The organism is bacterium (assembly GCA_037131655.1).
Classification (GTDB): domain Bacteria; phylum Armatimonadota; class Fimbriimonadia; order Fimbriimonadales; family JBAXQP01; genus JBAXQP01.
In genome coordinates, this window is record JBAXQP010000089.1 from 1 (window position 1) to 9,335 (window position 9,335).

Here is a 9,335-nt window from a genome sequence, read left to right on the forward strand (position 1 = left end):
AATTTGGAAAAGCAGTTATATATGGATCGCTGGATTGCTCCTGATTATTTCTATCTATGGTTTTGCAACCAGCGCGAATAAGATCTCTGACCCGGGCCAACCGCAGGACTCACTTTTACCGTTGTGGTATTTCATCGCAGCGATTCTGATGGTTGTGAATGGGTTTTTATCCCATAAGAATTGGATTGAGCAGCAAAAGAAGAAGGCCAGTGAAATGGCAAAAGAGAAGGAGTGATGTTGGTTGGTTACATGTTCTGATTGTGGTAGCGATATTGAAAAAATTCCAGCTTGGCTTATGGGTGTCAAGATTAGGTTCGTGTGCGACAATTGTCGCCAGAAACACCCTAAGCCCTTATTGTTGATGGATTCGGATCTTGAAACGACCGCCAAACCTGCCGGTGAAGGCGATTCCGATGAACCCGAAATCATCAGCCTTGAAGAGGTCGATCTCGAAGGTGAGAGCGAAGAGCCCAACTTCGACGAAGATCCCGACGCAATTTAGCAATTAGGTATTGAATCAAAAAAGAGCGCAGGCATTGCCTGCGCTCTTTTTTGATTTTATTACTTCTACTAAAGCTTAGGAGAAGTTTTCTTTTTGACTAGAGCTAACTCCAGTACCTCGTCCATATGGCGCACTAGCTTGAATGTCATGCTGGCGCGGACAGGAGAAGCGATTTCATCTAAATCCTTTTCGTTTTCGTAGGGAAGAATAACCGTTGTAATTCCTGCGCGGTGAGCGGCTAGAATCTTTTCCTTGATACCGCCAATTGGAAGTACCTTACCGCGCAAAGTTATTTCACCAGTCATCGCCACATCTTTTCGAACGGGCAAGCCGGTGACGGCGCTAGCTAGTGCGGTAGCCATAGTAATGCCGGCGCTAGGACCATCCTTGGGGACACCTCCCGCCGGAACATGAACATGGATATCATGCTTGTGATTGAATTCCGGATCAGCTTTTAAAGCTACCGCTCTACTTCGAATATACGTCAAAGCTGCCTGAGCCGATTCGCGCATAACATTACCAAGCTGGCCAGTGAGAATAAGCTCTCCCTCAGTACTGGGGACAAGGCTTACTTCAACCGTCACGATATCGCCGCCAAACTCGGTGTAAACCAACCCTGTCACGGCCGCAATTTCATCATGCTCTTCGATAACACCATAGTGGAAGCGCGGTTTGCCCAGATACTCGGGAATGGTTTTGACTTTGACATCACCCTTCTTGATTTTCTTCTCAGCAATTTTGCGCGCAATCTTTCGGCAGACAGTCGCAATCTCTCGTTCCAGGTTACGAACACCTGCTTCGCGAGTATATTCGCGGATAATCAGGCGCAAGGCATCATCATGGAAATGAATTTGTGCAGGTTTAAGGCCGTGTTCGGCAATTTTCTTTGACACCAAGAAGTTCATGGCGATATTAAGCTTTTCTTCTTCCGTATAGCCAGGAAAATGGATGACTTCCATCCTATCACGCAGCGTATTCGGGATGTTTTCGAGCAAATTCGCCGTGGTGATAAACATTACGTCAGATAGATCGAACGGAACTTCCAGATAGTGATCGGAAAACTTATCGTTCTGCTCTGGATCAAGGGCTTCTAAAAGCGCCGCTGTGGGGTCGCCGCGGAAGTCGATGCCTAGTTTATCGATCTCGTCGAGCATGAACACAGGGTTGCGTGTTTGAGCATTGCGAACCCCTTGAATAATTCGGCCAGGGAGCGATCCAACGTATGTTCGACGGTGGCCGCGAATTTCCGCCTCATCTCGAACACCGCCAAGAGAAATACGGATGAATTTTCGGCCTAGAGATCGGGCGATGCCTCGCCCAATTGAGGTCTTCCCTACTCCGGGAGGTCCAACTAAGCACAAAATAGGGCCTTTAAGAGAGCCGGAGAGTTGACTGATAGCAAGGAACTCTAGAATGCGCTCCTTAACCTTCATCAGTCCATAATGGTCTTCATCCAAAATTTTTGCTGCTGCCGAAACATCAACCGTATCATCGGTCTTAACTTTCCAAGGTAATGCTACAAGCCAGTCGAGATAGTTTCGGATAACGCCGCCTTCTGGCGCAACCGAGGGCATCTTCTCCAAACGGTCCAATTCCTTCAGCGCCCTCTCTTCGATATCCTCTGGCATTTTCGCGTTCTTTACCTTGTCGCGGTAATCGTCAATTTCAGAGCCGCGATCATCACGCTCGCCCAATTCATGTTGAATAACCTTAAGCTGCTCTCGCAAGTAATACTCACGCTGTGTCTCGCCCATTTCCTTCTCGACGCGCGAGCGGATTTGCTGTTGGACTTCGAGAATTTCCAATTCACGTACGAGCAAATGCACAAGGGCTTCAAGCCGTTCGCGCACATCGGAAATTTCTAAAATATGCTGTTTAGCTGTTAGGCGGACAGTTAAATGATGAGCGATTGAATCGGCAAGACGGCCCGGTTCATCTATGTACATGATGCTCGGGACCGCTTCGGGTGGGATTTGTCGGCCAATCTGAACAATACGCTCAAAATGCAAAACGCATTCTCGCATTAGGCCTTCGATCTCAGGTCCTGAACAAGGCTCAATTTTGACCCGTTCAACTTCGGCAACCAAATAAGGATCTTCTGAAACCAAACCCTTAAGTGTAGCGCGCTCCAAACCTCGAAGCACTACCCTCATCGTTCCGTCAGGAACCGGCAGCGCTTGAACGGCTTCAGATATCACTCCAACGGTGCATAAATCGTCATACGACGGATCGTCTACAGCAACATCCTTCTGTGCGACCACAAACAGCCGCCTGTTTGACTGAAGCGCGATTTCCAAAGCCCTGACTGAACGTTCTCTTCCGACCAATAGTGGGGCTAACACATCAGGGAAGTGAACTGCGTCACGGATGGCAAGCAAAGGTAGTGTTTCCGTCTTTTTGCTCTGCGATTTGCGTGAGGAAGTCTTCTTCAGTGGTTTCACAGGGATCGGCTCGATTGTTTCGAGTTGTTCTTGATTCTTCTTTGATGAACGCGGCATATATTTATTAATGACCTTCTAGTTAATCGCCTTATTAGGCGTAATCAACAAAATTATTATCCCTCCAAAATCGGAGGGATATAGTTACTGACTAGTTTATACTGAAATAAAGCCCCCATTCAAGTGAAAGGGGGCTTTATAGTGAGTACTTATGTAATTTTCGTCGGGCGCCCTCACCTTGCCCGTATGTAAACCTCGGTTAGGAGGCTCGTTCTATGTCGACATTGTCACCATCAAACAGCAGCGGGTCTTTATGCTGCAATATTGTTTGTTTGGTAATCTCAACTTTTTTGACATCAGGATTTGACGGCACTTCATACATGACGTTCATCATGACCTCTTCGATGATAGCGCGAAGGGCACGAGCACCCGTTCCTCGCTTAAGCGCCTCTTGCGCAATGGCAACAAGCGAATCCTCATCGAAATTCAATTCTACGCCATCCAATTCAAAGAACTTCTTATACTGTCGTACAAGGGCGTTCTTCGGCTCAACCAAGATTCGCGTCAACGCGCTTTCATCGAGTGATTCGAGAGTCGCAATGACCGGAATTCTTCCGATGAATTCAGGGATAAGCCCGCATTTCAACAAATCATGGGGAAGAACGTGGTGCAGCAGATTTCCCTGTCGTTTCTTTTTGCTGGTCACAGTGGCTCTAAAGCCCATACTTTGATCGCCCATGCGGCGTTCAATAACCGACTCTAAGCCTTCAAAAGCGCCGCCACAGATAAACAGAATATTACTCGTGTCTATCTGGATATACTCCTGGTGCGGATGCTTGCGTCCTCCTTGCGGAGGAACATTGGCAACTGTACCTTCCAATATTTTAAGTAATGCCTGCTGAACACCTTCACCACTCACATCACGGGTGATGGAGGGGTTCTCAGATTTTCGGGCTATCTTATCAATTTCGTCGATGTAGATAATCCCTCGTTGAGCAGCCTCAACAGTTTCCTTGGGGCTACCACCATGATCTGCCGCTTGATAAAGTTTAAGAAGAATATTCTCAACGTCCTCACCAACATAACCCGCTTCGGTCAACGAAGTGGCATCAGCGATTGCGAAGGGAACATTCAACACTCTTGCAAGTGTCTGCGCCAGTAGGGTCTTTCCGCTTCCTGTGGGACCAATCAGCATAATGTTGCTCTTATGTAGCTCCACATCACTGGTTTTGCCCATTCGGACGCGTTTGAAGTGATTGTAAACAGCAACCGATAACGAACGTTTTGCATGTTCCTGTCCAACAACATATTGGGATAGGAAATCATAGATTTCCTTGGGTTTAGGAATTGTATCTACATAGGCCTGACCGGCGTTGAGGGCAGTTTGCGGACCGTGTTCGTTTTTGAGTATTTCCTCGCAACGTTCGACACAATCAGCACACACCGCGCCATAAAGGCCAACAATCAGCTTCCTAACATTATCACGCGCTGTTCCACATAAAATACATCGTCCGTCAAGACGATCCATACCAGATTTAGCCACAAAGGCCTCCTTAACGCTTGCCCGATTCTAATACACTGTCAATAATTCCATACTCAGTTGCTTCTTGAGCAGACATAAAATAGTCACGCTCTGTATCTTTAGCAATTCTCTCTACCGGTTGGCCTGTATGGCCTGATAATAGAGTGTTGAGTATGTCTTTATAACGCAAAATTTCTCGTGCTTGAATATCAATATCAATTGCGGTGCCTTGGAAGCCCGCACTGACTTGATGGATCATTACACGTGAATGTGGTAGCCCATAACGTTTACCTTTGGAACCACCAGCGAGCAGGACAGCGCCCATACTAGCTGCTTGTCCCACCACAATAGTGGCAACGTCGGGCTTCACCATTTGCATGGTGTCATAGATGGCTAGGCCGGAACTTACGACGCCACCGGGAGAGTTAATGTAAAGTTCAATGTCCTTATCAGGGTCTTCCTTTTCAAGGAAGAGCAACTCTGCAATAACCAAGTTTGATACATGATCATCAATCGGCTCCCCAATGAAAACGATACGATCCTTAAGGAGTCTCGAGTAGATGTCATATGCGCGCTCACCGCGAGCAGTCTGTTCTACTACCATTGGGATGACGCTATTTGTCACTGATCCCCTCCGCTCATTAATCAGCAAGGCTAAATTTAGGCTGCTTCGATCATGCGAAGCGTTCTAACTTGCCCGCTGTCGCGATCGTTTCACCCTACTACTGATACTTCCGCATTCTCGGCAAGAAACCCAACGACTTTCTTGAAAAGCGCGCGAATAAATACTTCATCGGCGCTTTGATTCTTCTCGATATGCTGTCGCATCTGGTCGGGAGTCACATTTGCCCTGCGAGCCATGAAGATAATCTGCTCTGCCATCTCTTCAGGATTGACGCGCATATCTTCTTTTTTGGCAATTTCCTGGATTATCACTAGGCGTATCATCTGATTTTTCATATCTTCTTGGATATGATTCTTCAATTCTTCGACGGTCATATTATTCTTAGTGGCGTATTCTTCGATGGGAACCTTTTGTTTTTCTAAATCTTCCTCTAATTGAGCTATACGATCTTCAGCCTTGTCTTCCCACATATTATCAGGAATAAATACTTCAGATCGGTTAATAACCTCATTAAAAACAAGCTCATCAACTTCATCCTGAGCTTGCGCTTCTTTTGATGATTGGATCGCCTGTGTGATTTTGTCACGAAAATCTTCAACACTTTCGGTTCCAAGCTGCTTTGCAAACTCCTCATCAAGCGGAGGAAGTTCTATTGATTGCAACGTTAATAACTTTACGTTAACGTTGAGCAAATTTCCTGCCCAAGATTCTTCTTGAAAATCAGAGGGGAAATTAAGTGAAAGTATTTTTTCATCGTCAGGATTCATTCCGGCAAGCGCTTGGTCCAAAGCTCCAAAAGTTTTGCCTATCTCGATGAAAAATCTACGTGGACGAACATCATCGCCTTCTTGCGGTTCTACAAGAATCATTGCGCTATCGCCGGTTTCTGCCGCTCTGTCTTCTATCTTAGTAAATTTAGCCTGCTGACGAAGCATTGTATCGATGTTCTCGTTGATTTCTTCTTCAGTAACTTCAACTTTTTGTTTTTGAGCAGGAACCCCTTTGTACTCGCCTAGCTCAATCTTTGGTGTCAGCGGAACTTTAACCTTAAAAACTAATGGGGACTCTTCGTCCACTTTTTCGAGATCGACAGATGGCTGTCCATAAGGCTCAATCCCTGTTTCCTTAATCGCTTCTTGATAGGCCTTCGAAATGGCGATATCAACCGCTCTTTGCTGAATTCTAACAGGATCGAGATATCGCTCAGCTACCTTTCGAGGCGCAGAGCCTGGTCGAAAACCAGGGATTCGAACAGACTTGGAAAGGTCCTTGATGGCGCGATTAAACGCATCCTTGACTCGCTCAGCTTCGACTGTAACGGTCATTAATATCGTACATGGGTTCAGTTCTTCAGTAGTTACTTGCATCGATTCACCTTAAATGATAATCTGGGGAAATCAAGAGGTCGTGGAAGATTGAAATAGGGGGATTATTCCTAAGCGCCATCCGGAGCGACTTTCCAAATCCACCTCGCGCCCGATAATGCGCGCGCGACCCTGATCTCGCCACTCCGTGACAAGAGATACAGCACCTAGGTGCGTATATCGCAATCATTCCTAACAATGAAATGGGGCGGGAGACGAGATTTGAACTCGCGACCCTCTCGTTGGCAACGAGATGCTCTACCGCTGAGCTACTCCCGCACGGTCTACAGACTGGTACCAATTACGTATGGGCAAGAGGGGACTCGAACCCCTACGCCTTTTGGGCACTAGAACCTAAATCTAGCGTGTATACCAATTTCACCACTCGCCCCTAAACCAGCGTACCGCTTCTGCGATTAAGCTAAAGCTAGTAGGCAGTGGTGCCGCAGGCCGGGATCGAACCGGCGACACCGGGATTTTCAGTCCCGTGCTCTACCATCTGAGCTACCGCGGCACGTAGTGGCGGAATCGACGGGACTTGAACCCGCAACCTCCGGCGTGACAGGCCGGCGCTCTAACCAATTGAGCTACGACTCCCTATCAACACAGGTGGACATCGGCCAGGAACAATCTCGATAAGAAATCGAATTGAACACTATCGCCGGACCACTTCGCAGGGTTATTATACCTAAATAACTCTATTTGTCAACACTATTTTTTATCAGCATGCTAACTTTTGAAGCTGAATTTTAACAGGAAGGCAAAACCTATCTTCCCCACTGTGGCATTACCTTCCCCCAGGGTGAAGAATATCGAAAAGGTTGACTAGTGCTTGAGAGAGGCGTGGCCCAGTTCGCGTGTACATATTTGGGTCGATTTGTATCACTTTTTTGTTCTTAACCGCTGCAACAATTCGCCAAGTTTGGGATCTGTAATAGTACATCGGATTTGGATGGGTGACGAGAATATACTCGGGGTTACGGGCAATAACCGATTCAGTGGATGCTTGATAAAATCCACTGCTTCGATTTCCTACATTAATCGCTCCTGCTGCCTGGCATAACTGGTCCATAAAGGTGCCTTTTCCGCAAACCCACAACGGAGAGATGTCGACCGCAAAGACTACTCGCGGGCACGTTTGCGCAGCGGCAGCTCGCTGGCGAACCGAGGCGATGCTCTTTTTCATGTTAACAACAATAGCATGCGCTTTCTTTTCAGTACCGGTTATCTCCCCTAGCTTCAGGATGAAACCCATAACCTCATCGAGCGTACGCGGGTCGCCAGCAAATACCGGCACGTGCAATCGTTCAAGCGCAGCATTTGCATTCTTATTAAGTAGCGAATGGCCAACAACCAAATCGGGCTTTAATGACGCCACCTTTTCGACGCTGGTATTTAAATCGCCTACTTTATTTTTAACTAGTAAAGCCTGCGGAGGATAATCACAGCGACTTGTTACGCCGATTATCCGACTTCCCAACCCCAGCGCAAATAGAATTTCAGTGTTAGAAGGGGTGATTGAGACAATTCGTTTTGGATACTTTGGCAGTCGGATCACCTTGCCTCTACCATCGGTAACAGAGATTGCCCCGAAAGCTAAGGAACTGCACAACAAAGCTATTAAGAAGAACTTAAACCGCATAACTGACGAAGCCTTTCCACCTCTTGAGGTGTGAGATAACGGAATTGACCCGGCATTAGTTTGCCTAAAGTCAATTCGGCAAAACCAACGCGCCGAAGTGATTTCACTGCGTGACCAACTGCCATTAACATTCGTTTGACCTGCCGCTTTCGGCCTTCGTGAATTGTAAGCTCGACAATACTTTCGTTTTGGTTGATTTTACTGGCCAGGACTTTGACTTCTGCAGGAGAAGTTATGCCGTCTTCCAAATTAACACCATTGCGTAGCTGTCCAACTGTTTCTGGTTTGACTATTCCTTCCACAGCAGCGCGATAGATCTTGAAAACATTATAACGTGGATGGGTAAGGCGATGAGCCAGTTCGCCATCATTTGTCATAAGCAACAATCCGTCTGTGTCCACATCAAGTCTGCCTACAGGGTAAACCGACTCCTTGACATCTGGCAACAACTCCATAACGATATGCTTAGCATGAGGGTCACTTCGAGTGGTTGTAAAACCGACAGGTTTATAGAGCAGCAGATAGGTCTTCGATTGAGATTGAATGAGACGACCATCAACGGCAATTGCGTCCTGATCAGGGTCAGCTTTTGTGCCCAGTTCGGTCACTGCTTGCCCATTGACGGAAACCCGCCCTCTTTGGATTATCCCCTCGCAAGATCGGCGAGAACCGTAGCCTGCTGCTGCGAGGATTTTTTGTAGTCGTTCAACCATTACGTCTCCGTCTAATTACTGCTGCAGCGATGAGTGCGGCAAAAATTGCCGTCCAAGCAGCACGCCTTGAACTTGATCCATTTCCTATCGGCACAGCTTTTTCGGCAACCAGAGGGATAATACCCACAGGACGACCGGCTTCTTTAACTTCGATAACACCGACTTGCTGACCCTCTAAAATCGGCGCTGTTAATTTGTCGTATTTTGGTTGACCTTTTAGATTAGCTGTATTCACACTTACTGGAATAACAGCCATCCCTGCAGCCCCAACAACAACTGAAACCGAGGACGATTCGCCGTTATCCACACTTACATCTCCGACTTTTGCCCCCGGCTTTGTATAAGGCCAGGCACGAAAACTTTTAAAACCGTAGTCAAGAAGCATTTTGGTCTCTGCCTGCCAGTTAGGACTTTTCATAACGACACTAATAATTCGAAATCCATTACGACTTGCACAGCCAACAAAACAGTGGCCGGCCGGAACAGTATAACCGGTCTTGATGCCCTCAAGTCCAGGATATTTCCCAAG

General features: G+C 47.0%; 9 protein-coding genes and 4 tRNA genes. 2 read left to right on the top strand and 11 right to left on the bottom strand.

Features of this window, described 5'->3' with window-relative positions; translation table 11 throughout:
* Both WCO51_05745 and WCO51_05750 read left to right on the top strand, forming a co-directional pair.
* The coding region (locus WCO51_05745) for a hypothetical protein (protein ID MEI6512764.1) at positions 1 to 235 on the top strand (235 nt) is incomplete at its 5' end.
* 6 nt (positions 236 to 241) lie between these two features.
* Entirely contained in the window at positions 242 to 502 is a 261-nt protein-coding gene (locus WCO51_05750; GenBank protein ID MEI6512765.1) for a hypothetical protein, read from the top strand.
* Between the two features lie 68 nt (positions 503 to 570).
* Here the strand turns inward: WCO51_05750 and lon are convergent, their stop codons facing one another.
* From lon to WCO51_05805, 11 genes are all read right to left on the bottom strand, one after another.
* Entirely contained in the window at positions 571 to 3,000 is a 2,430-nt protein-coding gene (lon, locus tag WCO51_05755) for an endopeptidase La (protein ID MEI6512766.1), read from the bottom strand.
* A 199-nt stretch (positions 3,001 to 3,199) separates the two neighbouring features.
* Entirely contained in the window at positions 3,200 to 4,468 is a 1,269-nt protein-coding gene (gene clpX / locus WCO51_05760; GenBank protein MEI6512767.1) for an ATP-dependent Clp protease ATP-binding subunit ClpX, read from the bottom strand.
* Positions 4,469 to 4,493: 25 nt separating this feature from the next.
* A complete protein-coding gene (gene clpP, locus WCO51_05765; protein MEI6512768.1) occupies positions 4,494 to 5,087 on the bottom strand; it encodes an ATP-dependent Clp endopeptidase proteolytic subunit ClpP in 594 nt (197 codons plus the stop codon).
* An 89-nt stretch (positions 5,088 to 5,176) separates the two neighbouring features.
* Positions 5,177 to 6,454: a trigger factor gene (tig, locus tag WCO51_05770; protein MEI6512769.1), complete on the bottom strand. Its 1,278-nt coding sequence runs from the start codon at positions 6,452 to 6,454 to the stop codon at positions 5,177 to 5,179.
* Positions 6,455 to 6,655: 201 nt separating this feature from the next.
* Positions 6,656 to 6,730, bottom strand: a tRNA-Gly gene (locus tag WCO51_05775).
* A 29-nt stretch (positions 6,731 to 6,759) separates the two neighbouring features.
* Positions 6,760 to 6,842: transfer RNA gene (locus WCO51_05780), tRNA-Leu, on the bottom strand.
* Positions 6,843 to 6,889: 47 nt separating this feature from the next.
* A tRNA-Phe gene (locus WCO51_05785) sits at positions 6,890 to 6,965 on the bottom strand.
* Positions 6,966 to 6,971: 6 nt separating this feature from the next.
* Positions 6,972 to 7,048, bottom strand: a tRNA-Asp gene (locus tag WCO51_05790).
* A 190-nt stretch (positions 7,049 to 7,238) separates the two neighbouring features.
* A complete protein-coding gene (locus tag WCO51_05795; GenBank protein ID MEI6512770.1) occupies positions 7,239 to 8,093 on the bottom strand; it encodes an ABC transporter substrate-binding protein in 855 nt (284 codons plus the stop codon).
* Positions 8,072 to 8,806, bottom strand: coding sequence for a pseudouridine synthase (locus WCO51_05800; protein ID MEI6512771.1), 735 nt, complete (start codon positions 8,804 to 8,806; stop codon positions 8,072 to 8,074). Before WCO51_05800 ends, WCO51_05795 begins: the two co-directional genes overlap by 22 nt.
* Positions 8,799 to 9,335, bottom strand: a 537-nt coding sequence (locus tag WCO51_05805; GenBank protein MEI6512772.1) for a hypothetical protein, incomplete at its 5' end; no start/stop codon positions are given. The genes WCO51_05805 and WCO51_05800, both read right to left, overlap by 8 nt.

Excerpts from the sequence above, each read along its gene's own strand:
- lon (MEI6512766.1), bottom strand. The coding sequence starts at position 3,000 with ATGCCGCGTTCATCAAAGAAGAATCAAGAACAACTCGAAACAATCGAG.
- clpX (MEI6512767.1), bottom strand. The coding sequence starts at position 4,468 with ATGGATCGTCTTGACGGACGATGTATTTTATGTGGAACAGCGCGTGAT.
- tig (MEI6512769.1), bottom strand. The coding sequence starts at position 6,454 with ATGCAAGTAACTACTGAAGAACTGAACCCATGTACGATATTAATGACC.
- WCO51_05795 (MEI6512770.1), bottom strand. The coding sequence starts at position 8,093 with ATGCGGTTTAAGTTCTTCTTAATAGCTTTGTTGTGCAGTTCCTTAGCT.
- WCO51_05800 (MEI6512771.1), bottom strand. The coding sequence starts at position 8,806 with ATGGTTGAACGACTACAAAAAATCCTCGCAGCAGCAGGCTACGGTTCT.